Source organism: Photorhabdus sp. RM323S (genome assembly GCF_042879375.1).
GTDB classification, from domain to species: Bacteria; Pseudomonadota; Gammaproteobacteria; order Enterobacterales; family Enterobacteriaceae; genus Photorhabdus; species Photorhabdus tasmaniensis.
Map to the genome: position 1 here is coordinate 107,388 of NZ_JBHFKZ010000003.1, position 25,625 is coordinate 133,012.

The window sequence follows — 25,625 nt, forward strand, 5'->3', positions numbered from 1 at the left end:
ATCTCGTGGACAGAAGCAAGAATTGTTATATTATAACATCTCAATGTTCACGCAAGATATATTTAGCATGTCAACACTCATCACTTTAAAAAATGTTGCAATCACCTTTGGCAGCCGTCAGGTATTAAACAATATTTCTCTTGGCTTGCAACAAGGAAATATCCTGACGCTGCTGGGTCCCAATGGTGCCGGTAAATCAACATTAGTCCGGGTTGTTTTGGGGCTTATTGAACCGTCATCCGGCACGATTGAGCATACCGATGGACTGAGAATCGGCTATGTTCCACAGAAGTTGCATCTTGATCCTACCCTGCCACTGACAGTTAAACGCTTTATGATGCTGAAACCCAGCGTGAAATCCGCCGATATATTGCCGGCGCTTGAGCGAGTTAACGCGGCTCATCTATTACAGCAACCGATGCAAAAATTATCCGGCGGAGAAAACCAACGGGTTTTATTAGCCAGAGCGCTATTAAATCAACCCCAATTACTGGTGCTTGATGAACCGACACAAGGCGTTGATGTTAATGGTCAGTTAGCACTCTATGATTTAATCAATCAAATCAGAACCGAATTACATTGTGCGGTACTGATGGTATCCCATGATTTGCATCTGGTGATGGCGAAAACAGACGAAGTTTTATGCCTTAACCAACATATTTGCTGTTCCGGTACACCGGAAGTTGTTTCAACTCACCCTGAATTTATCGCCATGTTTGGTCATCATGGTGCCGAGCAATTGGCAGTATATCGGCATCAACATAATCACCACCATGATCTGAAAGGGAAAATTATCTTGAAAAATAACAGAGAATGCCATTGATGATTGAATTATTACTCCCCGGTTGGTTAGCCGGCATATTGTTGGCGATTGCGGCCGGGCCATTAGGATCATTTGTTGTCTGGCGCAAAATGTCCTATTTTGGCGATACTCTGGCTCATGCGTCATTATTGGGCGTTGCTTTCGGATTATTGCTAAATATTAGCCCGTTTTACGCGGTTATCGCGGTCACTTTGATATTGGCAATCATGCTGGTCTGGCTGGAGAAACGCCCGCAACTGGCCATTGATACTTTATTGGGGATTATGGCTCACAGCGCATTATCATTAGGCTTGGTGGTTGTCAGTTTAATGTCCAATGTGCGGGTTGATTTAATGGCTTATCTGTTTGGTGACTTACTGTCAGTCACTTATGAAGATATCTGGCTGATTGCAATCGGTGTCGCTATTGTCACCACACTGCTGTTCTGGCAATGGAACGCCCTGCTTTCTATGACCGTTAGCCAGGAAATGGCTTTTGTGGATGGCATTAAAACACAGCGGTTGAGAGTGCTGTTAATGCTGGTCACAGCCTTGACCATTGGCCTGGCAATGAAGTTTGTCGGCGCTCTGATTATCACTTCTCTGCTGATTATTCCCGCTGCCATCGCTCGCCATTTTGCCCGCACACCAGAACAAATGGCCGCTATGGCTATTGTGGTTGGTATGCTCGCGGTCACCGGCGGATTAGCTTTTTCCGCCTTTTACGACACGCCAGCCGGGCCTTCTGTTGTTCTGTGCGCTGCGGTGCTATTTATTATCAGCCTGCTCAGTAAGGCCAGAAGTTGATTCACTGAGTTGCTACACTCATTTACCCAGAAGAGAGCGCGGGATAGGGTTCCCTTGAAGGAGTCCCATCCCGATTAGCTCAGATTGCCAACTGATTACGCCTAATCTCTGACCATGCCAAAATGGCGATAAGCATGATCGGTGGCGATTCGTCCACGAGAAGTCCGTTGAATAAAACCTTGCTGGATCAGGAACGGTTCCAACACATCCTCAATCGTTTCCCTCTCCTCACCAATAGCAGCGGCAAGGTTATCCACCCCCACAGGCCCGCCCATAAATTTATCAATGATGGCAATCAATAGTTTACGATCCAGATAATCAAAACCGGCAGAATCTACACTCAGCATATCCAGCGCCTTGGTCGCAATTTCACTATCAATCCCACCATTCCCTTTCACCTGAGCAAAATCACGCACCCGACGCAATAAACGGTTGGTAATACGCGGCGTTCCACGGGAACGCATGGCAATCTGCCGCGCACCATCATCAGTAATATCCACCCCCATATAACGGGCACTGCGAGAAACGATACTTTGCAAATCATCTACGTTATAAAATTCAAGGCGCTGCACAATACCGAAACGATCACGCAGTGGGGAAGTCAGGGAGCCTGCACGCGTGGTAGCACCAATCAGGGTAAAAGGCGGCAAATCAATTTTGATCGAACGAGCTGCCGGCCCCTCGCCAATCATAATATCCAGCTGATAGTCTTCCATTGCCGGATAGAGAATCTCCTCCACCACCGGCGATAAACGGTGAATTTCGTCGATAAACAAGACATCGTGCGGTTCAAGGTTTGTCAGCATTGCTGCTAAATCCCCCGCCTTTTCCAGAACCGGGCCAGACGTTGTGCGAAGATTGACTCCCATTTCATTAGCGACAATATTCGCCAACGTAGTTTTCCCCAACCCGGGCGGGCCAAAAATCAGCAGATGGTCAAGGGCATCACCACGCTGTCTGGCAGCCTGAATAAAAATCTCCATCTGCTCACAGACTTGCGGCTGCCCGACATATTCAGACAGCAGTTTGGGCCTGATTGCACGGTCAATAACTTCATCGTCTTGCAAAACTTCCGCAGAAACCAGCCGGTCAGCTTCAATCATGGTATACCCCTGTGATTAAAGAGCGGCGCGAAGTGCTTCGCGGATAAGTGTTTCACAGTCAGCTCCCGGTTTAGCGACTTTACTGATCATTCGGCTGGCCTCCTGCGGCTTATAGCCCAGAGAGACTAACGCAGCAGCGGCTTCCGCTTCGATATCCGCATCAGAAGTTGTCTGTTTGGTGGTTGCCGGCAGATTAATATCACTGCTCTGATTGAACAGATCGCCATTAAGCCCTTTAAAGCGATCTTTCATTTCAACCACCAGCCGTTCAGCGGTTTTTTTACCCACACCGGGCAATTTAACCAGAGAAGCAATCGCCTCTTTCTCAATCGCAGAAACAAATTGTTGCGCAGACATACCCGAAAGAATAGCCAGCGCCAGTTTAGGGCCGACGCCATTCACTTTAATCAGTTCACGAAACAGCGCCCGCTCCTGCTTATCATTAAAACCATAAAGTAATTGCGCATCTTCACGCACCACGAAGTGAGTAAACAGAACAGTTTCCTGCCCGGTATCAGGCAATTCATAAAAACAGGTCATTGGCATATGAACTTCATAACCCACGCCATTCGTTTCCAGCAAAACCAAGGGTGGTTGTTTTTCCAGCACAATTCCTCTGAGACGCCCTATCACTTGTTTACCCCCTACCAATAAAACTGATTATTCTGCTAATGCTTATAACATAAAAAAAGCTGGATGCATATCCAGCCGTTATTTTAAACGTCCACGCGCCAGTATTAATCTGGGATCACCGACACGCAAAAGATTCTGATTAAAGTGGCAATGGGTTATCGCAATTGCCAACGCATCGGCCGCATCAGATTGCGGATTGGCAGACAATTTCAGCATAGAACGCACCATATGCTGAACCTGACTTTTTTCAGCCGCCCCGGTGCCGACAACAGTCTGTTTAACCTGCCGGGCGGCATATTCAAAAACCGGTACAGATTGATTTACCGCAGCCAAAATAGCCACGCCACGCGCTTGCCCTAATTTCAGCGCTGAATCTGGGTTTTTCGCCATAAATACCTGCTCAATAGCAAAGGCATCCGGTTGGAATTGCGTAATAATTTCAAGGATACCAGCATAAATGCGCTGTAACCGGTTAGGCAAATCATCAACTTTTGTCCGGATACAACCGCTGCCAAGGTAGATCAAATGGCGCCCCTGCTGGCGGATCACACCATAACCGGTGACACGGGAACCGGGGTCGATACCTAAGATAATCGCCATATCTGTTTATTCGCCTTTACGATCATCTTCAAATAAGGGAGGGATAAAAACGTTAGAGAAAGTGCCCTGAGCCCCCAGTGCACTTTCTCTACGCTGTACAACCCGATTGAAATTACAGTAGAGCAGCAACTTCATCAGAGATTTCACCGTTATGGTAAACCTCTTGTACGTCGTCTGAATCTTCCAACATGTCGATCAGGCGCAGTAACTTAGGTGCCGTTTCCGCATCCAATTCAGCTTTAGTGGAAGGGATCATCGAAACTTCTGCTGATTCGGCCACAAAACCGGCTGCATCCAACGCGTCTTTCACCTCACCAAACGTTTCTGGTGTGGTGTAAACATCAATAACGCCATCATCATAGGTTTCCACATCATCGGCCCCTGCTTCCAGCGCCGCTTCCATCACCGCGTCTTCATCCAATCCCGGCGCATAAGAGATCACGCCTTTTTTGGTGAACAGATAAGCAACAGAACCATCCGTTCCCAGATTACCGCCGGTTTTAGTAAAAGCATGGCGAACATCAGAAACCGTACGGTTACGGTTATCACTCAGACACTCAACCATCACTGCGGTCCCACCCGGACCATAACCTTCATAAATGATGGTTTCCATGTTGTCAGCGTCATCGTTGCCGACACCACGGGCGATAGCCCGGTTCAAGGTATCACGGGTCATGTTGTTGGACAGAGCTTTATCAACCGCCGCCCGCAGACGTGGGTTAGCTGCCGGATCACCACCACCCAGACGGGCTGCCGTTACCAGTTCCCGAATAATTTTGGTGAAAACTTTACCGCGTTTCGCATCCTGTGCAGCTTTGCGGTGCTTGGTATTGGCCCATTTACTATGACCTGCCATAAGATTCTCCGATAAAACATCTAATAAGCTTAATTAATCACAAACTCTTCAATTGCCTGCCGATTGCTCCATGACTTGGTGAGCTTTGCCGCTTTATCCGCCTCCAGCCACCGGTAAGCCTGGTGTTCAGTCAACAAGAATTCTCGCTCCTCAGGCAATGCCAGACAGAACCAGTTCTCTTTATTACGGGTGACTCCCGGTGCATATCGATGGCGCAAGTGGGTAAAAATTTCATAATAAAGCGCGCGCCGGCAATCTATCAATTCAAGATTTTCACCGATGATATCAATACCGACTTCTTCTTGCACTTCACGCAATGCTGTCTCACGCGGCGTTTCATCCCCGTCAAGGCTACCTGTCACAGATTGCCAGAAATCAGGATCGTCCCGCCGCTGTAGCATCAGCACCCGTCCGCTGGAAAATGCATAAATAACAACCAGAACAGATTCAGGGCGCTTATAAGCCATTATTCACTCTCTTTCCGGGCCACAACCGAGATTGACAGATCTTCAAGCGCGGCCAGATTTGTATAACTTGGTGCCTCAGTCATCAGACAAGCGGCAGCGGTGGTTTTAGGGAACGCGATAACATCACGGATATTGTCAGTCCCGGTCAGCAACATCACCAGACGGTCAAGACCGAATGCCAGGCCTGCATGGGGTGGAGTCCCAAACTTTAGCGCATCCAGTAAGAAACCAAATTTTTCCTGCTGTTCCTGCTCATTAATCCCCAGAATACGGAACACCGCTTGTTGCATGTCGTTACGGTGAATACGCACTGAACCACCACCCACTTCATAACCATTAATCACCATATCGTAAGCATTGGCAATGGCTGAAAGCGGGTTTTGCACCAACGCTTCCGCTGACATATCACGCGGTGAAGTAAACGGATGGTGCATTGCACTCAGGCCGCCTTGGTCATCATCTTCGAACATTGGGAAATCGATAACCCACAGCGGTTGCCAGCTATCCAGTTGCGTTAAATTCAAATCGCGGCCCAATTTTAGGCGCAGTGCTCCCAAGGCATCAGTGACCACCTTTGTACTGCCGGCACCGAAGAACAGAATATCACCATCCTGCGCATCGGTACGGGAAAGCAGACCTTCAATCACTTCGGCATTCAGGAACTTCGCCACCGGGCTTTGTACCCCTTCCAGACCTGCGCCACGATCATTGACTTTCATCCACGCCAACCCTTTAGCGCCGTAAATGCCAACAAATTTGCCATATTCATCAATTTGTTTACGGCTCAGTTCAGCTCCAGCCGGAACGCGGATAACAGCTACGCGGCCTTTACTGTCATTCGCTGGTTCAGCAAAAACGCTGAACTCCACATTTTTGACCAGGTCAGCAACATCGACCAATTCCAGTGGGTTACGCAAATCGGGTTTATCAGAACCGAAACGGCGCATGGCCTCAGCAAAAGTCATGACCGGGAAATGCCCGAGATCAACACCTTTAATTTCAAGCCACAATTCGCGGATCATTTGTTCCATCATCCCCCTTACCTGCTCAGCAGTCATAAAGGAAGTTTCCACGTCGATCTGAGTAAATTCCGGCTGGCGGTCTGCACGCAAATCTTCATCACGGAAGCATTTGACAATCTGATAATAACGATCAAAGCCAGACATCATCAGCAATTGCTTAAATAACTGCGGGGACTGAGGCAACGCATAAAATTTGCCTTTATGAACACGGCTCGGTACTAAATAATCACGAGCGCCTTCTGGTGTCGCTTTAGTCAGCATCGGCGTTTCAATATCCAGGAAATCCTGACTATCCATAAAACGGCGGACAAAGCTGGTAATCTTGGCGCGTGTTTTCAGGCGATTTGCCATTTCAGGACGGCGTAGATCAAGATAGCGATATTTCAGCCGCTGCTCTTCACTGTTCGTCTGGTTGCTATCCAAAGGCAGAGGTTCGGAACGATTGATAATATTCAGGCTTTCCGCAAAAACCTCGATTTCACCGGTAGCCATATCTTTATTGATTTGACTGTCAGGACGCGCGCGTACAGTACCGGTGATTTGAATACAGAATTCATTACGCAGCTCAGAAGCCAGAGAAAACGCGGCTTGCTGATCCGGGTCGAAAAACACCTGAACAATACCTTCACGATCACGCATATCAATAAAAATCAGGCCACCCAGATCACGGCGGCGGTTTACCCAACCACAAAGAGTCACTTTCTGGCCTGCATGGGTCAGATTCAACTGCCCACAATAATCAGTACGCATACAATATCCTTTTACTCGGCTGTTGTGCTTTTGCTGCGGAAATTTTGGCATCGTTTTTGAATTTTTTTTAACATGAAAAAGTTCAGAACTGTCAAAAAAGGCCATCATTATAATAGAAATTCTGTTCAGAGATAAGAGCAGGCAATCCTCTTGATTATACTATTGCCTTTAATCAGACAATTTATTTTCAATTGCTGTTTATTTATAGCGACAGTTTTATTTTTGAGGTTTATCATTACTTAATTGGCCAATTTCGGTTAGGCAATGGAGTTAAAAATGGTTAGCTCGCTTTATGTTGTGTTGGGCGCACTATTATTGATTAAGCTGTCTTTTGATGTGGTTAAATTAAGAACACAATATCGTGTTTCATATGGAGATGGCGGTTTCTACGAATTACAAACTGCTATTCGGGTTCATGGCAATGCCGTGGAATATATTCCTATCGCCATGTTATTACTGGTGATGATGGAAATGAATGGCTCAAATGTCTGGATGATACATGTCTGTGGTTTGATCCTGCTCACCGGCAGATTGTTACATTATTATGGTCTGCACCACCGAGAGTTCCGCTGGCGGCGTTCCGGCATGGTAGCAACCTATCTCTCCATGGTATTGATGGTGACTGCCAATATTTACTACCTACCTTGGGAACAGATATTTTCTCTTTATGTCTGATATTGCCGCCACTGAAATAAACAGGCAGCAAGTTCTGCTGCCTATTATTCTAACCGTAGCGGGTTCCATATGAGGAAGACTTCCCGGCGTTGATATGCAACGCGGGCACATGTTGTGTCTTTTACCGTTCATTGGCAAGGGTATAAACCACATCTCCGGCTCGTTTACCAATAGCAATTACCAGCAAGATAATCTTATTGTCATTCACTTCATAAACCAAACGGTAGCCAGAAGACCGCAATTTAATTTTATATCGGTTAGCGCGTCCACTTAATCTTGCTGACGGCACATGAGGGTTTTCTAAGCGTTCAACCAGTTTTTTCTTTAGCTGCTCCTTGACGGGATGACCTAGCTTCTTCCACTCTTTTAAGGCCCGCTTTTCAAATTGCAGACTATAGATCATCTAGATTCACACTGACAAATTCAGCATCTTTTAAGCGGTCATCCACAATTTTGTTTAGTACGGCATCCTCAGCCAGTTCCTGATAGTAAGAAAATAATTCAGGCGGCACACAATAAAACGCAGGTTCATTCCGATTCAGGATTGCAACAGCTTCACCTTCCCCCTGCAAATATGTCCCCATTGGGTTACGTTTCAAATCGGTAATACTTGCCGCTACATTTGTTAAGATCTGATATGCCATACACCACCTCACTCTTTATATCTATAAGAAGCAAACAATAGGTCATTTAAAGGTGCTTTTCAATGCATCTTCACTTTTTTATTTTATATAGAACCAGAAAATCCTCTACACTACTCACCAATGAAATCAAAGGATAATAACACCATGACATGATTTTTTGTGCGATACTCGTATTCCTCAAATATTTCCATTACTCACCATTTTTAAATCAGAGAAAATTGGTTCAAGGTCAAGCTTTACATCTGTTAGAATGCCGCCTTCTATTTTTTCTAATAATCAATGCTGTTATGTCAAATCAAGATCCTCACAATCAAAGGGATAGCCTGTTTGCCGCCCCCATTGCCAATCTGGGTGACTGGCGTTTCGATGAACGGGTTGCAGAAGTTTTCCCTGATATGATCCAACGCTCTGTGCCAGGTTATGCAAATATCGTTTCCATGATTGGTATGCTGGCCAGTCGTTTCGTGACATCAAACAGTCAGATTTATGACCTGGGTTGTTCCCTTGGCGCATCAACCCTGGCAATGCGCCGTAATATTACAGCGGAAAATTGTAAGATCATCGCAGTTGATAATTCTCCGGCTATGGTAGAACGCTGCCGTCGCCATATTGATGCTTTCCGGGCGCACACACCCGTTGACGTTATTGAAGCCAATATTCTCGATATTGATATTCAGAATGCCTCAATGGTTGTACTGAATTTCACCTTACAATTTCTCGACCCGCAAGATCGGCAAGGTTTGCTTAACCGGATTTATCAGGGATTACGTCCGGGCGGTGTGTTAGTTTTATCAGAGAAATTCAGCTTTGCAGATCAACAAATTGGTGAATTACTGTTCAATATGCACCACGATTTTAAGCGTGCTAACGGCTACAGCGAGCTAGAGATCAGCCAGAAACGCAGTATGCTTGAAAATGTGATGCTGACTGATTCTGTCGAAACACATAAATCCCGCCTTCATCAGTCTGGCTTTAAACATGTTGAAGTCTGGTTTCAGTGTTTCAATTTTGGCTCATTACTGGCGATAAAAGGAGTCGATAAATGATCGATTTCGGTAACTTTTATCAGCTTATCGCCAAGAACAACCTCCAACACTGGCTTCATGGTCTTCCGGCACAACTGGATGAATGGCAAAAAGCAGCCCTGCATGGCAGTTTTAAATCGTGGGTCAAAACCCTGGAAAACCTACCCGAAATTTCACCGACCAAATTAGATCTGAAAAATGGTGTGATCGCAGAACGGGAGCCACCGCTATCCGCCGGTGAAAAAGTCTGTATTACCAATATATTGAGAATATTTATGCCGTGGCGCAAAGGACCATTCTCTCTTTATGGTGTGAATATCGACACTGAATGGCGTTCAGATTGGAAATGGGATCGGGTACTGCCCCATATTTCTCCCTTAACGGGCCGGACAATTCTTGATGTTGGCTGTGGCAGCGGCTATCACCTGTGGCGAATGGTCGGTGAAGGGGCTGAACTTGCGGTTGGTATCGATCCGACTCAACTTTTTCTCTGCCAGTTTGAAGCGGTCAGAAAGTTGCTTGGCAGCGATCAACGTGCTCATTTTTTACCTCTGGGAATCGAACAATTACCGGCACTGGCCGCTTTTGATACCGTTTTTTCAATGGGCGTCCTCTATCACCGCCGTTCCCCACTCGACCATCTTTGGCAATTAAAAAACCAACTGGTGTCCGATGGCGAATTGGTGCTGGAAAGTTTGGTTGTTGAAGGTGATAAACACACCTGTCTAATTCCTGGCGAACGCTATGCCCAGATGCGTAATGTTTACTTCATCCCATCAGCGAAAATGCTAAAAGTCTGGTTGGAAAAATGCGGTTTTGTTGATGTAAGGATTGTTGATCAGGCAATAACCACTACGGAAGAACAGCACCGTACAGACTGGATGAAAACGGAATCGTTATCTGATTTTCTCGATCCTGAGGATAACGGTAAAACCATTGAGGGTTATCCAGCTCCGCTGCGTGCGGTACTGATTGCCCGTAAACCCTGAGTTTGAGAGCTGGCCCAACAGGGCCAGTTCAACATTTGCTTAACAGCAAGATTTATTCAAACAAAGTCAGACTCAGCATCCCTTTCATGACCTCTACCACACTACCATCAACGCAGTAATGTGAGAATTCATCTACTTCACTGTCAGAACTCATTGTCACCCCGGCTTTGCGGTAGGTCATGGTGGAAGGCATCACCCGGCTGGCAGAGCTGTGAACTTCCGTTAGCCCTATATCCATAAATTTATGGATATTACTCAGACGAACACCCGCGCCCGCCATAATAATTGGCCCCTGACTGGCCTGATGAAGTTCTTTCAATAAAGGTAATCCCAATTCAGCATTCTGTTGCTGGCCGGAAGTCAATATTCGTTTAACACCAAGCTGAGTTAGCTGATCCAGTGCTACATTGGGATTAAAACACATATCAAACGCACGGTGAAAAGTGACAGCCATATCGCCGGACAACGCCATCAATTGTTGCATCCGCGGCAAATTAATATGTCCTTCTTCATCTAACACACCAAAAACGACGCCCATAAATCCCATATCACGGATCTGGGCGACATCATTTTTCATCACCTCAAAATCTGAATGGCTGTAGCAAAAATCACCGCCTCTTGGACGTACAATTGGATGTACAGGAATAGTTAATTGCTCAATAGCCTGCTTCAATGTACCAAAACTCGGTGTTAATCCCCCTTCCGTCGGACTGGCACACAACTCTATCCGGTCAGCCCCAGCCTGTTGTGCGATTAATGCGCAACCTACGCTAAAACAACAAATTTCTAACTTTGTCATCAGAAGTTCCTTGAACACCCAGTCAATAACAAGCAATTAATGAACCTAAACGATTCAGTAACTCAATTCACTAACTATGACATTTAATTATTCCCAATGATTTGTAGGAAATCACAAGGTCAGAATTTTTATCTGGATCACAGGGATGAAAAAGTTAATTTTGCTGACTAGTGCTCACTTTTAACGATGTCACGCAATGTAAACGGGTGAAATTTGACGGTGATCTCACCATCAGTGATTGCTAAGGTAGGATTAGGCAGCCGCTCCCGCTCCCCTTTGGGCTGACTCTCTTTAACAGAAAAACCGGCTGGCAAAGGCTGCGGTAATAATGCCCATGCTTTTGCCGACAACATTTCCGGTGCCAGGGGCAGCACCAGCTCCACATGCTCCCATCCCTGATGTGCATAGGCTTTCTTGCCGGGGTATGGCAATTCAACACAATCAATTCGCCAGTTAAGCACTGTCATTGGCTGTGCCAAATCAAATAAACAGATTGGACGCCCATTAATAATACTTTCCGACATCAGACTTCCACACTGCAAAAAACCTTTACGCCAGCGTTCCGCTACGGCCATATCATTACAACGTAAAGAGATATGATCGGCCTGATATTTATCAAAATCCAAGTTAAGCCGCTGCCCGAATTGGGCTAGTTTATGTGTAAACATTGCCAGATCAGCAACTAAATCCTGTAATTCAGCGATATTCTGTAATTCAACAATGTTCTGTAATTCAACAACAGAAGAAAAAGGTGTCATATCATCCCGGATTAACATGTAATAAATGGGTATCTCCTCCAGACCTGAACGCCGAGGAGCCTCCGCTGTTTCAAGCCTCAGATAATACTCCCGGTTTGTAACAATTGAAATCAGGGGCTGTGCTTTGAGGATATATATGTATTTGAATCATTCAGGTCAGGGGCCATCTTTATCTCAACTACACATTAGCAACAGGACTATACTTCTGAATAAAATCACAGATAGTTTTTTCAATACTGGTATTTATTGAAGGCAATCTATCTTCCAAGTCAGGGTATTGATGTGTCGGATTTACAAGATATCTTACCTTATCTTTACACACTGTAAGTTCAGCATATGGGATGGTGGATTCACATAGTAAGAACAACATCGTTAATAAAACGGCTTATCCCCTATCATGTTTAATGTATTTTATCAACGATGTTATCCTTCGCTTCTTTTACATTTACCTGTCCTGCCACAACCATTTAAAAGCACGAAAACAGAGGTATTAAAGCTTTTATATAACAGTCTGATTTAAATCGATAAACGTGATTTTCAAAATGATAGTAAATTGCAAACCATAAAAATAATGCAATATAAAAAGGATAATGGGTTAATCAACCCTGAAACCTGGCATTAGCCAGGTTTTTATTTATTCAGTTTGCATTAAATAATCAAGGTATTACTTTTCCCGAACGCCTTCGACAGAAATCAGTAAATCCGCTTCCTGTGATTTAGGACCCAAATCTGCTTTGAAATTAAAGTCTTTCAATTTGATCTTACCGTAAGCTTCAAAACCTGAGCGGTAACCACCCCATGGATCTTTACCTTCCCCCATCAGTACTGCATTCAATACCACTGGTTTTGTCACACCGTTTAAAGTCAGATCACCTGTAATAGCATATTTATTCCCATCTTTTTTCACTTCGGTTGAAGTGAATTTTGCTTCAGGGTATTTCTCCGTATTAAAATAATCTTTACTGCGCAGGTGCTTATCACGTTCGGCGTGGTTAGTATCCAAACTGGCTATTTTAATCGTCACATCAACTTTATCCGCAGCCGGATTTTTCTCATCAAATGTGAAAGAACCATCAAAATCTTTAAATGAGCCATATAACCAGCTATAACCCAAATGTTGAATGCGGAATTCAATAAAGGCGTGCTGACCCGGTATATCAATTTTATAATTGGCTGCTAACGCAGAACTTGCATTCAATAACAATGCACCCGCAGTCAGGCCAAGTAACGTCTTCTTCAACATATTATTCTCCATAATCGTTTTGTATTATTCAGGACGGAAACCCAGCATACGTTTCAGGGTTGCATCACGGTCAATAAAATGATGTTTTAACGCAGCAACAGCATGTAATAGCGATAAAATCACCACAGTCCAGGCAAGGTAAAGATGAATCATTCCCGCAGTATCTGCCTGTTTGCCCTGACCGGTTAATGTGGCTGGCACAGTAAACCAGTCAAAGACAGAAATCGGCTGCCCATCAGCCGTCGAAATTAAATAACCACTAATCAGAATGCTAAACAGTAAAATATACAACAGAATATGTACTAAAACAGAGCTGATTCTGGTCAGGCGACTATAACTGGCTAAAGGTTTTGGTGGCGGAGAAGCAAAACGCCAGATAATACGCACAACCATCGCTATCAGCAGCAGGATTCCGATGCTTTTATGAATTTCAGGTGCTCCGTGATACCACGTATCGTAATACCCTAATGTCACCATCCACAACCCCAGTGCAAACATGCCATATACGGTCAATGCAACCAGCCAGTGTAAAAGGACGGATAAATGACCAAATTGGTTAGAAGTATTCTTCCAAAGCATAGTAGTTCCTTTTTAGGTCAATGCTGGTGAGCTATTCTTTTGGATTTATTAAATCATAAACGATATTAATTTATTTTTTATTAAAAATTTCAACAAATAATTTGCAAAAGATTCTCAATTTTAATCAATGAGATCAACTTAAAATAAAAAAATATTAAATAACAATAAAATAGAAATGAATCGCATCAGAAATAATGCAAAAAAACACATAATATATATTTTTTTGTTATATTGTTTTTAGGATTTTAGCTAATGAAAGAATCAATTATCTTATTTTCTGTTTATAAGAAACATAATTACCTGAAAAACAAGCAGCTATAATAAAGACAAAATATCATTTTCAATTTAATATTTCACAACAAGAAATTTATCTTATTGAAAAATAAAGAAAACTTAACTGCATTTCTTGTTATTTAAAACCGCCGTTTTCTAAACGCACTTTCAACCAATGAGTGAGCCGCTCCCGTAATTGCCCTGCGGGTTCATCCAGTTTCTCAACCTGCTTACCGTGGTTTTCCCATAAATCGCTAATAAGCGAAAATACCTGCCCTTGCAAGGCGTAATCAGAATGGAACCAAGCCTCAAATAAATGATGGCCCAGGACAAAGGGCTTTTCACTCTCACTTTGACCACAATTTTCAGGACGGTAATAAATCTGTGGCTCAGGTGTGTCGATCACTCACTCACCGGTGTCAGGAATGCTGACCAATCGCTGATTATCATTGCCGGTAATAACTGACTGAGAATACGCGCATCCATAATGGCTATCAAGCAGATGACCGACAGATAGCCTGACTTGGGCTGAACTAGCCAGCGGCTTATCCTATTCATCCACCAACTGAAATTCTACCCAGTTTTTCAAATACTTCTTACAATCGAAACACAGACGCGGATCAGATATATCCATTGGTTTTATTTCCTTTTTTTAACGTGAATACAACACACGGCCCAAATATAACGCAGTGAAAATCCCATAAGGCTTTCTCATTTAAAACTGACGAATGCTCACATCAAGTAAATAAAGTGATTACCTCATTGCCAATCGTGAAATTATGATTTATATACCTGGCGATGCAATTCATCATTGAATTGCATTCCTACCAGACAAAAAACAAATAGATTAATCACAACATACTCATACTCCACGATTATAATGCAGCTCATCATCATGTTATTACTGCATTCACGCTGACATTTCTTTTCAAAACATGACAATTTAAAACCCATTTTGCCATTATTTATTAACGATTCGACTAACTCTAATCATAGCTACACAGCTGAATAATCCATACCATGTTTCCTGCTCATCACAGCAAATATCACCGTTTGATCCCCGCCAATGCAAGGAACATATTCCCTATTTAATAGCCAAATCCGTATTATATGGTTCATCCCCGTAAACACGGGGAACACATCACACACAAGCAATGCTTTGACCTTTATCTTGCAAACTAGTTCTTATTTTTTCTGCTCTTTCGCTAAAATTATTAACGATTTTTTAAGAAAACACGTTCTTTGTCTTCTCATCCTATAGCTGAACAATAGCAACAGTAGGGCTTTATTTAATCATTATATTTGCTATACATTTTTCGTCTGTTTATCCGAATTTTATCCATATTCTCGTCTTTTTATCCGAACTCGTGTGGTATTATGCTTATTTTCTTTCCTAATCGTAATTTAAGGTAACCAGGTGAATATTCAGGCGATTCTTTCAGAAAAAGTCAGCCAGGCGCTGATTGCAGCAGGTGCTCCAGCCGACAGCGAAGCTCACGTCCGTCAATCCGCGAAAGCACAATTTGGTGACTATCAGGCCAATGGTGTGATGGCCGCCGCGAAAAAAGTGGGTATGCCGCCCCGACAACTGGCAGAAAAAGTTGTTAGCCTGCTGGATCTGCAAGGTATCGCCAGTAAAGTTGAAATCGCCGGCCCCGGTTTTATTAATATTTTTCTTGATAAAACCTGGATTGCAGCGAATATCGAAACTGCACTGAAAGATGAGAAATTGGGCGTTACCTCAGTCGAACCGCAAACTATCGTTGTCGATTATTCCGCACCCAATGTCGCTAAACAGATGCATGTTGGTCATCTGCGTTCCACCATTATTGGTGATGCTGCGGTGCGTACTCTTGAATTCCTCGGCCATAAGGTTATCCGCGCTAACCACGTTGGTGACTGGGGAACCCAGTTCGGTATGTTGATTGCCTATCTGGAGAAAATACAGAACGAAAATGCCGGCAATATGGCACTGGCCGATCTGGAAGCGTTCTATCGTGAAGCAAAAAAGAACTATGATGAAGATGAGGAGTTTGCGGCCCGCGCCCGTGGCTATGTGGTGAAGCTGCAAGGCGGCGATGAGTATTGCCGTACTATGTGGCGCAAGCTGGTGGATATTACTATGGCCCAGAACCAGCAAACCTATGACCGTTTGAATGTCACTTTGACTCAAGATGCTGTGATGGGGGAAAGTCTGTACAACGATCTGCTGCCCGGTATTGTTGCTGATCTGAAACAGAAAGGTCTGGCGGTAGAAAGTGATGGCGCAACCGTGGTTTACCTTGATGAGTTTAAAAACAAAGAAGGTGAACCGATGGGCGTGATTATCCAGAAAAAGGATGGCGGCTATCTTTACACGACAACGGATATCGCCTGTGCAAAATATCGTTATGAAACCCTGCACGCTGAACGGGTTCTTTATTACATCGATACCCGTCAACATCAGCATTTGATGCAAGCATGGGCCATCGTTCGTAAGGCGGCCTATATACCGGAAACCATGTCGCTGGAACACCATATGTTCGGCATGATGCTGGGTAAAGATGGCAAACCGTTCAAAACCCGTGCAGGCGGTACTGTCAGGTTGACCGATCTGCTGGATGAAGCCATTGAACGTGCCGATAAACTTATCCGTGAGAAAAACCCGGATATGCCAGAAGATGAACTGAAAAAAGTGGTTGAAACTGTGGGTATCGGCGCAGTGAAATATGCCGATCTCTCCAAGAGCCGTACGACAGATTACATCTTCGATTGGGATAATATGCTCGCCTTTGAAGGTAACACCGCACCTTATATGCAATATGCCTATACCCGCGTGGCCTCGATCTTCAAACGTGCTGATATTGATGAAAGTAGCCTGACTTTACCGGTTATCCTAAATGAGGATCGTGAACAAGCTCTGGCGACCCGTTTGTTACAATTTGAAGAGACTATCACTACCGTCGCCCGTGAAGGTACGCCACATGTTATGTGTGCTTATCTGTACGATTTAGCCGGTTTGTTCTCCAGTTTCTATGAACACTGTCAGATCCTGAATGCTGAAAGCGAAGAATTACGCCAGAGCCGCCTGAAACTGGCTTTGCTGACCGCCAAGACGCTGAAACAAGGTCTGAATACCTTGGGCATTGAGACGGTAGAACGGATGTAACCGTACAATCGCTGTTTTCTCTGGAAAATTGGCGTGATATAGGCATACATTGTCTTATCACGCTGGTTAATATTTATACTACATAGTCATCATCCGCTTTTGTCTGGTACTCAATGCAATTCTGGTATGAATAATATTAGCAACCACTTTCGGTATATGCTGGATAAAGAAGTGATCAGCATCGACGAAATGAATATCAATACCACCACAAGTGTAGTTTTCCCACGCCAGCATATCCTCTTTTGACATCGTTTTATCCTCTCGCCCATGAATCAAAACGAGTTCAGAGACACTTTGCCCTTGTCGCAAATAATGCTTCATATGGTAATTAAGCGATAAATCATTACGAATAACAGGAAAGAATATCGCTTTGAAATCTTCATTATTGAGGGCCTCATCATGGGTTCCACCATATCTGACCAATAGCTCACCCAGTTGTGCATCAGACAAATCAAACGGATCTTGTTTAAAACTGGTAATATGCGGAGCCGCTTCTGCGGAAATAAATACGTTTGCCGGAGATTGGTTCTCATTGTTTAACCGGTTAGCTAATTCATAAGCAAATAAACCACCGTTGCTGTGCCCAAATAAAGAAAACCGGCTACCGTTAATCAGATGTCTCATTTCTTCATGTACTGCCTGCAAAATATTTTCCATATCCCGATTTAACGCTTCATCAAAACGACTGCCGCTACCCGGCAATTGTAATGCATATACCGCGATATTTTTCTCCAGGCAGGTACTCAGGCTACGAAAAACTTCTGCCGAGCCACCTGCATAAGGAAAACAAAATAAGATATGATCAGTTTTACCTGATTGAATATGACTTAATTTTTCAAACCACATGAACTCTTCCCCACTCAGTTAAATGTTCATCTTGTTATTATTTACCTGACAAACTTAATCTAATAGCTGTTCCAAATCACATTCGGATCAGTGAGTTAGCATAACAAATATAGCCCATATGATAATTGTGATTTATAGCAGAATCCCTTATATTTTCATGAAAAAATACGACCTGACACGCACAATTAATTTTTCATTCAAACATTATTAAGTTAAGTGACTATAAAATTCTGAGACATCACTTAATTATGAATATTTCAATAATGAAAATATACTCATAAATCAATTAGTTGTTTACAACAATTTTATGGAAATTGATATCCCAGCAGTCTTCGAAAGATCAACAACGCGGCTTGATCCGAGAATAACCGCCGGGACACCTAAAGTTATGATAAACCGCGGTGGGCAAAATCTTTCAACCGGAACCCCATCAGCATCAATGCAGCGAAATAACTGCCAGCCCCAGCGATAACCACCATCATTAACCGCAACAGACGCATAGCCATATTTCCCTGTTCCCATGCTGGCATCAACCATAAAGTCACCGCTAACACGACAACCATTGCTGCAATTGCCACAATCAGTTTAAATAAGAAAATGCCCCAACCTGCCAGCGGTTTAAAAATATTTTTCTTCCGTAATTGCCAATAAAGCATACTGGCGTTGAAACAGGCTGCCAGACCGATAGAAAGCGCCAACCCGGCATGTTTCAGTGGACCAACAAAAGCCAGATTCATTAGCTGAGTCAGAATTAAAGTCATAATTGCAATTTTCACTGGGGTTTTGATATCTCTACGGGAATAAAAACCCGGTGCCAGCACTTTGACAATAATTATCCCCATCAGGCCGAAACAGTAAGCAATTAATGCCTTCTGAGTCATTGCCGCATCAAATGCAGTGAAATTACCATACTGGAAAAGAGAAACCGTCAAAGGTTCTGCCAGAATACCCAACGCGATAGCACAAGGCAGTGCTAATAGGAAACAAAGCCGAAGCCCCCAATCCATCAGTTTAGTATATTCCTCATGATTGCCACTGGAAAAACTTTTCGCCAGCGAAGGCAAAAGAATGGTTCCAAGGGCAACGCCCAATACACCAGAAGGTAATTCCATCAAACGGTCAGCATAATACATCCAGGACACGGAACCTGATATCAGAAATGAGGCGAAAATTGTATTAATAATTAATGAAATCTGGCTGACTGAAACCCCAAGGATCGCCGGTCCCATCTGTCGGATAACCCGCCATACACCACTGTCACGGAAAGAAATGCGTGGTAATACCAGCATACCAATTTTTTTCAGGTGGGGAAGTTGATAGACAAGTTGCAAAATACCACCGGCAACAACCGCCCAACCCAACGCCATCACCGGTGGATTGCAATAAGGGGCGACAAACAGCGCAAATACAATCATGCTGATATTAAGCAATGTCGGGGCGAAAGCCGGTACAGAAAACCGATTCCAGGTATTTAATATCGCCCCTGCCAACGAGGCCAGCGATATCAGAAAAATATAAGGAAAAGTTATTCTTAACAGATTTGTCGTCAGAGCAAATTTATCCGCAGTATCGGTAAAACCCGGCGCAGTAATATAAATCACCCACGGTGCAGCTAAAATACCCAGCACCGTAACAACCGCCAGAATTAACGTCAGCATACCGGAAACATAGGCAATAAACGTCCGGGTCGCTTCATCTCCCTGCTGATTTTTATATTCAGCCAGAATCGGTACAAATGCCTGAGAAAATGCGCCCTCTGCAAAAATACGGCGCAACAGATTAGGTAATTTAAATGCAACAAAAAAGGCATCCGTTGTTGCCCCTGCCCCAAATATACGGGCAATAATGGCATCACGGATAAAGCCCAAAACCCGGGAAAACATGGTCATAGAACTGACCGCAGCCAGCGATTTCAATAAATTCATTGTATTTATCTCAACAAAAAAACGCACCAACCGAAGTCAGTGCGTCAAATAAGTCAGTTCACTAAAGCTTAATCAGGATAGAATTCTTGGGAAAAGATCTGATTTATATTCCAGATACATTCATCCGGGAACATATCCAGCCCTGTTTCGTCGGCAGCGGAAGAAACGGCATCAGCCCAAACTTTAGCCAACCAGTTTTCATCAGCCATTGTACTTTTCAGGCTAGATGTCTCTTTTATATGCAATTCCAATGCTTTTCTCTGTTCCTTGATAGTTCGCTGCCAACTTGGACCACGACGCCCAGGCTGGAATTGCCATTTTAGAAGGTGGGCCAGCAAAACCGCCATACGATTTGCCAGTTCACGTTTTTCACTCTTGCCCACGTCCTCAATCTCCTCAGCAATATTGGCTATATCGATCTCAGAGAATTTACCTGCACGTAATAATGCTGCTTGCTCATTCGCCCAAGCGACCACATCAGTTTCGTAACGGGTATAACCCATGATTGCCTCCGTTGATAAGTCCGCTATACAGATAGCTCCTATGTATTGCAGTCTGTCAGAGAATATCACTTGCGTCAAAAGGGTATTATAAATCGATCTTTCTAATCTCTAATTTCTAAACTGCCTGTACGGCAGTACACCGAATGATCAGCGGTGCGGTGACAAATATCAATTTCTAAGCTGCCTGTACGGCAGTGAACTAACACGGCATACGGGCGGGAGTTCTTCTGGTTTTCTAAGCTGCCTGTACGGCAGTGAACTGATTACTATGTATTTATATTGCACACCAATTTTTCTAAGCTGCCTGTACGGCAGTGAACTGCAAGCATGTACTCGCCCCACCCTTGCCGAATTTCTAAGCTGCCTGTACGGCAGTGAACTCTTTTCGTGCTCACCGTAACCCTGTTTGACATTTCTAAGCTGCCTGTACGGCAGTGAACATGACTCTTTCATCATCAATGTTTTCAATTGATTTTCTAAGCTGCCTGTACGGCAGTGAACTTCCTGTTTGTATTGAAAGCATGTTGTTTACTTTTCTAAGCTGCCTGTACGGCAGTGAACGGAAACGATTAGATGCCTACCTGAAGCAGATATTTCTAAGCTGCCTGTACGGCAGTGAACTTGTAAACTTACTGATGGCTTGCTGTTGTTTGGTTTCTAAGCTGCCTGTACGGCAGTGAACTGTTAGATACTAACCTTAACCTGCTGACTTTTAAAGAGTAGAGTGATAAAAATTAACAAAACCCTTTTTTACAAGAGAAATAATATTTCTTTAAAAAACAATATATTAAAATTAGCTGAAAAAAAAGGGTCAAAAATAAGGTATAAGGAAACACTATCTTTCAAGTTACATTTCCCTCCTTCTCTCTACATCTATTTGTTCATTAATGAGCAAAAGCCCCAAGATGAACTGCCCCAAAAAGTTAGACAGTTCCTGGTTTATCTGGCAGTACAATCTCTGATAATCAACTTTTTCCATTCCATTTTTCATCTGTCAGTGCGGTTAATACATGATCCTGCCAAATCCCATTTATCATCAGATATTGCTTTGCATATCCTTCACGCTCAAAGCCCAATCGTTCCAACAAGTTACCACTACGATGATTATCAGGCATATAATTAGCCATAATCCGATGCATCCCCTGCTGACGCTGCATATAGCGAATAGCGGGTTGCAATGCCTCATACATCAGCCCTTTTCCCTGCCATTTTTCACCAAGAGAATATCCCAAATAACAAGCATGAAAAGCACCCCGCAAAATATTACTGAAATTCGCCACACCAATTACTTCATTTTCATTTGAATCAAGCAGCAAGAAATGAAAAGCTGCACTCTGTCTTTGCATTTCCGTGATTAAATTCAATCGGTTTGTCCAACCAGAAGGCTGACAATGGCTGTTATCCCGGGTCGGCTCCCAAGGTTTAAGAAATTCGTGATTTTCTGAATAATACTCAGCTAAACGATATGCATCCCGCTCGTACACCAAACGCACCACCATTCGTTCTGTTATCAGACGAACCTTCGGTAAAGTGGAACGATAACCAAACATGATTTCTCCCTAGCTATGCCTAATTTATCCATTAAAAATTTAAGTTATTATCTGTAAAATACATCTGCCAACCACCCGCTTACGATAAAAAAATATTATCCATAAATCACTACCCTAAAGATTAAATTAAGTACAGAATATAGAAGAATTATATTATTCTCCTCTTCTTAATATTCCAATGGTGAGCAATGTCACTGGTTTCGCAAGCACGTAGCCTGGGCAAGTACTTCCTGTTATTCGATAACTTACTGGTTGTTCTGGGCTTCTTCGTCGTTTTTCCTTTAATATCAATACATTTTGTTGAACAACTAGGCTGGGCTGGGCTGGTTGTCGGTTTTGCTCTTGGTTTGCGTCAGTTTGTCCAACAAGGTTTGGGCATTTTCGGTGGCGCAATTGCCGACCGCTTTGGCGCAAAACCGATGATCGTCACCGGGATGCTGTTGCGCGCCCTTGGCTTTGCTTTAATCGGATTAGCCACTGAGCCGTGGATCTTATGGCTTGCCTGCATATTATCTGCATTAGGCGGCACTTTATTTGATCCACCACGGACCGCTCTGGTTATCAAACTCACCCGCCCTCACGAGCGTGGCCGTTTTTATTCCTTGCTGCTAATGCAAGATAGCGCCGGGGCCGTTGTCGGTGCGCTGATTGGTAGCTGGCTGCTGCAATATGATTTCCATCTTGTCTGTTGGACAGGTGCTGTTATTTTCGTTTTGGCCGCCATCTGGAATGCCTGGCAACTCCCCGCATACCGGATTTCTACTACCCGTACGCCAATCTGGGAAGGTATGGGACGCGTCATTAAAGACCGCCGCTTCTTCACTTATGTGTTGACACTGACCGGCTACTTTATGCTGTCTGTACAGGTAATGCTGATGTTCCCAATTATCGTCAATGAAATCGCCGGGACGCCTGCGGCGGTGAAGTGGATGTACGCCATTGAAGCGGCACTTTCGTTGACTTTACTTTATCCCATTGCCCGCTGGAGCGAAAAACGTTTCCGGCTGGAACAACGCCTGATGGCAGGGCTTTTCCTGATGAGCCTGAGCATGTTCCCAATAGGTTTGATTGGTGAAATCAATACGCTGTTTGGTATTATTTGCTTGTTCTATCTTGGTACCATCACCGCAGAACCTGCCCGTGAGACATTAAGCGCTTCACTAGCCGATCCCCGCGCCCGTGGCAGTTATATGGGCTTTAGCCGCCTCGGCCTGGCTCTGGGTGGCGCTTTGGGTTATACCGGCGGCGGTTGGTTATATGATACCGGCCATACGCTAAACATGCCGCAACTGCCCTGGATCCTGTTAGGCATTATTGGTTTTATCACGTTGTATGCACTGCACCGCCAGTTTAACCAGCGTAAAATTGAATCCGCCATGCTTAGTGGCAATTAATGATGTAAAATCTGTCCTTCAAAATAAAGGAGTCAATATGAAAAAATTTTTCTTGGGGGCAGTATTGCTGCTGGCCGGGTTGGTCAGCGGTTGCGATCAATTCAAAGATTTCAGTATCAGCGAAGAGCTGATTAACGGCTATCTGGCGAAACATGTCCATTACCAGAAACAGATTGAATTACATGGTATCGCCAACGCGGATATAGAACTGACAGAATTGTCCAGCCAAATTGGCCGGACAGAACCCGATAAAATAGCATTAACCGGCCAGGCAAAGGTCAATATTGTCTCCCTGCTTGGCCCAGCTAAAGCGGATATGAAGCTGACACTAAAAGCGCAACCGGTGTTTGATCCAGAAAAAGGCGCTATTTTTCTGAAAGAATTAGAAATCGTTGATTACCAAATCACACCGGAAAAAATGGAAAAGTCGATTAACGCACTGCTTCCTTATCTGAATAAATCACTCAGCGCTTTTTTTGATATTCACCCCGTGTATGTATTGAAACCGGATCACAGTAAAGCTGAAGCCGCCGCCAAAAAATTGGCAAAAGGGTTAGAAGTCAAACCTGGCAAATTTGTTATCATGCTGACCGATAAATAATTTTTATCGAGATATCGCAGAAAAGGCAAATAATCGTCAATTATTTGCCTTTTCATCCATTTCAAACTAAGAATCCAACTCTTCCCGTAACGCCTGCAACGCTTCACGAGTAATCATTGCCAATGTCCGGTAAAAACCGGTTGTTGCGTGGGCTTCCACCTTTCCCAGCAATTGCCCACACCACGGCAGAAGATGCTCATCAAACAACACAATTTGCCCCTGAACTTCATCTTCTGCCGCCTGATCTTCCAGCCATGAAGCCGCTAATAACAGAGAACCAAACTGATCAACCGGCCCATCTGACAATGGCATACCGCGTTCGGTCAGAAACTGACGAATATCGTTTTCACTCTCCCCGGTATAGTCAAAACGACGACTTGGCACACGGGTATCATCACCACCAAACAACGCGATATAATCCGTTGTCATTGCCGGCAGTTCACAACTCTGTTGCAGGCGATCCAGCAATATATCCTGCTCTAATGGCCAGGATTGTTTCAGTTTACCTTCCGCAATCATTGTCAGAAGGGGTTGCAGAACCGGATCTTGTGGCTGGCGGTTAAACAACGTCCCTAAAATGCGGCAGACTATTGAAAATTCATTCATCTCATTTTCCAAATACATCGCTATTTTGCCGCTATTGTCCCCAATAACCGGCCTGACTGTAAAGAGACGCTGTTAATATCCCAATTTAATATCCACAACACCCGTTGGTAATTCACCCTTTTCAATCCGCTGAATATTTTCACTGATTTTATCCATAGCGATATTGGGAATAGTAATGGCAGCAATATGAGGAGTAACAGTGATACGGGGATGTGTCCAGAATGGGTGCATTTTCGGTAATGGTTCCTCAGTAAATACGTCCAATGAAGCCGCCGCGATATAGCCTTTATTAATCGCTACCAATAGATCATGTTCTATCAAATGGGAGCCTCGTGCGAGATTAATCAGATAGGACTTCGGTTTTAACTGACTAAACAGCGATAAATTCAGAATGCCACGGGTATGCGGTGTATCAGGTAATAGATTAATCAGCACTTTACTGCCAGAGAGAAAATCGCCCAACTGATCTTGACCATAAAAACTGTCTACCTTATTAATCTGCTTTGGCGTACGGCTCCAGCAGCGTACGGTAAAACCAAACTCAACCAGCGTCTCAGCAACACTGCGCCCTAAAACCCCTGCGCCCAACACACCAATCACAAAATCCCGGCGATCATGTGACTCGAGTTGTTTCCACATTTTCTGCCCTTGTTGCAGCTTATATTCATCCATGCGGCGTAAGTAATGTAAAACCGTTGCTACCGCATACTCCCGCATTTGTAATCCCATACCTGCGTCTTGGAGCCGCATTAATAGTACACCGGCAGGCAACATCCCTGGTCTTTGTTGTTCCTGTTTCAAAATGGCCTCTACTCCTGCTCCCAGGGTAAAAATCCCCTTCAATCCGGAGCGATTTGCCAACATCTCATAGGGAGGCACCCAAACCATTGCATAATCTGCATGATCATTATCGCCTCGTTTCCATTGACGGATATTAATATTCGGCAGTCGCTGTTGCATACCTTGAATCCACTGAGCAGCATCAAAAAAAGGGTGGTAAAAGATAATATCCATGACTTATTTATCCT

At 44.0% G+C, this 25,625-nt stretch carries 28 protein-coding genes and 1 CRISPR repeat array; of the genes, 8 read left to right on the forward strand and 20 right to left on the reverse strand.

The genetic code is table 11. The annotated features are described in order from the left end of the window. Positions 1 to 67: 67 nt before the first annotated feature. A complete protein-coding gene (znuC, locus tag ACGF7G_RS02540) occupies positions 68 to 823 on the forward strand; it encodes a zinc ABC transporter ATP-binding protein ZnuC (protein WP_387463329.1) in 756 nt (251 codons plus the stop codon). Continuing rightward, positions 823 to 1,608 carry a zinc ABC transporter permease subunit ZnuB gene (gene znuB / locus ACGF7G_RS02545; protein WP_387463331.1) on the forward strand — a complete coding sequence of 262 codons (786 nt, stop codon included), beginning with the start codon at positions 823 to 825 and terminating at the stop codon, positions 1,606 to 1,608. The genes znuC and znuB overlap by 1 nt, the downstream gene beginning before the upstream one ends. Positions 1,609 to 1,709: 101 nt before the next feature. On the opposite strand, the gene ruvB is transcribed toward znuB, so the two are convergent. The 6 genes from ruvB to aspS all read right to left on the reverse strand — a co-directional run bounded on the left by ruvB (position 1,710) and on the right by aspS (position 7,039). Continuing rightward, entirely contained in the window at positions 1,710 to 2,711 is a 1,002-nt protein-coding gene (gene ruvB, locus ACGF7G_RS02550) for a Holliday junction branch migration DNA helicase RuvB (protein ID WP_387463332.1), read from the reverse strand. Positions 2,712 to 2,726: 15 nt separating this feature from the next. Next, on the reverse strand, positions 2,727 to 3,344 hold the full coding sequence (ruvA, locus tag ACGF7G_RS02555; RefSeq protein WP_133813150.1) for a Holliday junction branch migration protein RuvA: 618 nt from the start codon (positions 3,342 to 3,344) through the stop codon (positions 2,727 to 2,729). 78 nt (positions 3,345 to 3,422) lie between these two features. Further along, positions 3,423 to 3,944, reverse strand: coding sequence for a crossover junction endodeoxyribonuclease RuvC (ruvC, locus tag ACGF7G_RS02560; RefSeq protein ID WP_133813151.1), 522 nt, complete (start codon positions 3,942 to 3,944; stop codon positions 3,423 to 3,425). 112 nt (positions 3,945 to 4,056) lie between these two features. After that, the gene (locus ACGF7G_RS02565) at positions 4,057 to 4,800 is read right to left on the reverse strand and encodes a YebC/PmpR family DNA-binding transcriptional regulator (protein WP_387463334.1); all 744 of its coding nucleotides are present in this window, start codon (positions 4,798 to 4,800) and stop codon (positions 4,057 to 4,059) included. 29 nt (positions 4,801 to 4,829) lie between these two features. Next, entirely contained in the window at positions 4,830 to 5,267 is a 438-nt protein-coding gene (nudB, locus tag ACGF7G_RS02570; protein WP_133813153.1) for a dihydroneopterin triphosphate diphosphatase, read from the reverse strand. Further along, the gene (gene aspS / locus ACGF7G_RS02575; protein ID WP_387463336.1) at positions 5,267 to 7,039 is read right to left on the reverse strand and encodes an aspartate--tRNA ligase; all 1,773 of its coding nucleotides are present in this window, start codon (positions 7,037 to 7,039) and stop codon (positions 5,267 to 5,269) included. Before aspS ends, nudB begins: the two co-directional genes overlap by 1 nt. 276 nt (positions 7,040 to 7,315) lie before the next feature. Between aspS and ACGF7G_RS02580 the strand changes: the two genes are divergently transcribed. Further along, positions 7,316 to 7,714: an MAPEG family protein gene (locus ACGF7G_RS02580; RefSeq protein ID WP_387463338.1), complete on the forward strand. Its 399-nt coding sequence runs from the start codon at positions 7,316 to 7,318 to the stop codon at positions 7,712 to 7,714. A gap of 121 nt (positions 7,715 to 7,835) precedes the next feature. Here the strand turns inward: ACGF7G_RS02580 and ACGF7G_RS02585 are convergent, their stop codons facing one another. Next, positions 7,836 to 8,117 (reverse strand): type II toxin-antitoxin system RelE/ParE family toxin, encoded by a 282-nt coding sequence (locus ACGF7G_RS02585; protein ID WP_387463340.1) that lies wholly within the window; start codon positions 8,115 to 8,117, stop codon positions 7,836 to 7,838. Beyond that, positions 8,107 to 8,358: a type II toxin-antitoxin system Phd/YefM family antitoxin gene (locus tag ACGF7G_RS02590; RefSeq protein ID WP_133813157.1), complete on the reverse strand. Its 252-nt coding sequence runs from the start codon at positions 8,356 to 8,358 to the stop codon at positions 8,107 to 8,109. Before ACGF7G_RS02590 ends, ACGF7G_RS02585 begins: the two co-directional genes overlap by 11 nt. A gap of 287 nt (positions 8,359 to 8,645) precedes the next feature. Between ACGF7G_RS02590 and cmoA the strand changes: the two genes are divergently transcribed. After that, on the forward strand, positions 8,646 to 9,404 hold the full coding sequence (cmoA, locus tag ACGF7G_RS02595; RefSeq protein WP_387463343.1) for a carboxy-S-adenosyl-L-methionine synthase CmoA: 759 nt from the start codon (positions 8,646 to 8,648) through the stop codon (positions 9,402 to 9,404). Beyond that, on the forward strand, positions 9,401 to 10,372 hold the full coding sequence (cmoB, locus tag ACGF7G_RS02600; RefSeq protein ID WP_387463344.1) for a tRNA 5-methoxyuridine(34)/uridine 5-oxyacetic acid(34) synthase CmoB: 972 nt from the start codon (positions 9,401 to 9,403) through the stop codon (positions 10,370 to 10,372). Before cmoA ends, cmoB begins: the two co-directional genes overlap by 4 nt. A gap of 52 nt (positions 10,373 to 10,424) precedes the next feature. Here the strand turns inward: cmoB and cutC are convergent, their stop codons facing one another. The 6 genes from cutC to ACGF7G_RS02630 all read right to left on the reverse strand — a co-directional run bounded on the left by cutC (position 10,425) and on the right by ACGF7G_RS02630 (position 14,582). Further along, entirely contained in the window at positions 10,425 to 11,171 is a 747-nt protein-coding gene (cutC, locus tag ACGF7G_RS02605) for a copper homeostasis protein CutC (RefSeq protein ID WP_387463346.1), read from the reverse strand. Positions 11,172 to 11,338: 167 nt separating this feature from the next. Continuing rightward, on the reverse strand, positions 11,339 to 11,929 hold the full coding sequence (locus ACGF7G_RS02610; protein ID WP_387463426.1) for a VOC family protein: 591 nt from the start codon (positions 11,927 to 11,929) through the stop codon (positions 11,339 to 11,341). Positions 11,930 to 12,593: 664 nt separating this feature from the next. Next, the gene (locus tag ACGF7G_RS02615; protein ID WP_387463348.1) at positions 12,594 to 13,172 is read right to left on the reverse strand and encodes a YceI family protein; all 579 of its coding nucleotides are present in this window, start codon (positions 13,170 to 13,172) and stop codon (positions 12,594 to 12,596) included. Between the two features lie 24 nt (positions 13,173 to 13,196). After that, on the reverse strand, positions 13,197 to 13,751 hold the full coding sequence (locus ACGF7G_RS02620; RefSeq protein ID WP_387463350.1) for a cytochrome b: 555 nt from the start codon (positions 13,749 to 13,751) through the stop codon (positions 13,197 to 13,199). Positions 13,752 to 14,160: 409 nt separating this feature from the next. Continuing rightward, positions 14,161 to 14,430, reverse strand: a complete 270-nt coding sequence (locus ACGF7G_RS02625) for a hypothetical protein (RefSeq protein WP_387463351.1) — start codon at positions 14,428 to 14,430, stop codon at positions 14,161 to 14,163. Next, positions 14,427 to 14,582: a hypothetical protein gene (locus ACGF7G_RS02630; RefSeq protein WP_387463352.1), complete on the reverse strand. Its 156-nt coding sequence runs from the start codon at positions 14,580 to 14,582 to the stop codon at positions 14,427 to 14,429. Before ACGF7G_RS02630 ends, ACGF7G_RS02625 begins: the two co-directional genes overlap by 4 nt. An 859-nt stretch (positions 14,583 to 15,441) precedes the next feature. On the opposite strand from ACGF7G_RS02630, the gene argS reads away from it, so the two are divergent. After that, the gene (gene argS / locus ACGF7G_RS02635) at positions 15,442 to 17,172 is read left to right on the forward strand and encodes an arginine--tRNA ligase (protein WP_133813163.1); all 1,731 of its coding nucleotides are present in this window, start codon (positions 15,442 to 15,444) and stop codon (positions 17,170 to 17,172) included. Between the two features lie 78 nt (positions 17,173 to 17,250). On the opposite strand, the gene ACGF7G_RS02640 is transcribed toward argS, so the two are convergent. The 4 genes from ACGF7G_RS02640 to rimJ form a co-directional block, all read right to left on the reverse strand. Next, entirely contained in the window at positions 17,251 to 18,018 is a 768-nt protein-coding gene (locus ACGF7G_RS02640; RefSeq protein WP_133813164.1) for a thioesterase II family protein, read from the reverse strand. Positions 18,019 to 18,404: 386 nt separating this feature from the next. Further along, the gene (gene murJ / locus ACGF7G_RS02645; protein ID WP_387463353.1) at positions 18,405 to 19,943 is read right to left on the reverse strand and encodes a murein biosynthesis integral membrane protein MurJ; all 1,539 of its coding nucleotides are present in this window, start codon (positions 19,941 to 19,943) and stop codon (positions 18,405 to 18,407) included. Positions 19,944 to 20,011: 68 nt separating this feature from the next. Further along, on the reverse strand, positions 20,012 to 20,446 hold the full coding sequence (locus ACGF7G_RS02650; protein ID WP_133813166.1) for a DUF29 domain-containing protein: 435 nt from the start codon (positions 20,444 to 20,446) through the stop codon (positions 20,012 to 20,014). A 112-nt stretch (positions 20,447 to 20,558) separates the two neighbouring features. After that, positions 20,559 to 21,128: a CRISPR direct-repeat array (repeat unit 28 nt; unit sequence TTTCTAAGCTGCCTGTACGGCAGTGAAC). A 283-nt stretch (positions 21,129 to 21,411) separates the two neighbouring features. Beyond that, the gene (gene rimJ, locus ACGF7G_RS02655) at positions 21,412 to 21,996 is read right to left on the reverse strand and encodes a ribosomal protein S5-alanine N-acetyltransferase (RefSeq protein WP_133813167.1); all 585 of its coding nucleotides are present in this window, start codon (positions 21,994 to 21,996) and stop codon (positions 21,412 to 21,414) included. A gap of 188 nt (positions 21,997 to 22,184) precedes the next feature. Here rimJ and mdtH point away from each other — a divergent pair, with 188 nt between their 5' ends. Beyond that, a complete protein-coding gene (gene mdtH, locus ACGF7G_RS02660) occupies positions 22,185 to 23,390 on the forward strand; it encodes a multidrug efflux MFS transporter MdtH (protein WP_387463355.1) in 1,206 nt (401 codons plus the stop codon). A gap of 37 nt (positions 23,391 to 23,427) precedes the next feature. Then, on the forward strand, positions 23,428 to 23,991 hold the full coding sequence (locus ACGF7G_RS02665) for a lipoprotein (RefSeq protein WP_387463357.1): 564 nt from the start codon (positions 23,428 to 23,430) through the stop codon (positions 23,989 to 23,991). 66 nt (positions 23,992 to 24,057) lie between these two features. Here ACGF7G_RS02665 and ACGF7G_RS02670 read toward each other — a convergent pair whose 3' ends face one another. After that, positions 24,058 to 24,597 carry a molecular chaperone gene (locus ACGF7G_RS02670; RefSeq protein ID WP_387463359.1) on the reverse strand — a complete coding sequence of 180 codons (540 nt, stop codon included), beginning with the start codon at positions 24,595 to 24,597 and terminating at the stop codon, positions 24,058 to 24,060. A 72-nt stretch (positions 24,598 to 24,669) separates the two neighbouring features. Next, on the reverse strand, positions 24,670 to 25,611 hold the full coding sequence (gene ghrA, locus ACGF7G_RS02675; protein WP_387463360.1) for a glyoxylate/hydroxypyruvate reductase GhrA: 942 nt from the start codon (positions 25,609 to 25,611) through the stop codon (positions 24,670 to 24,672). Between the last annotated feature and the right edge of the window lie 14 nt (positions 25,612 to 25,625).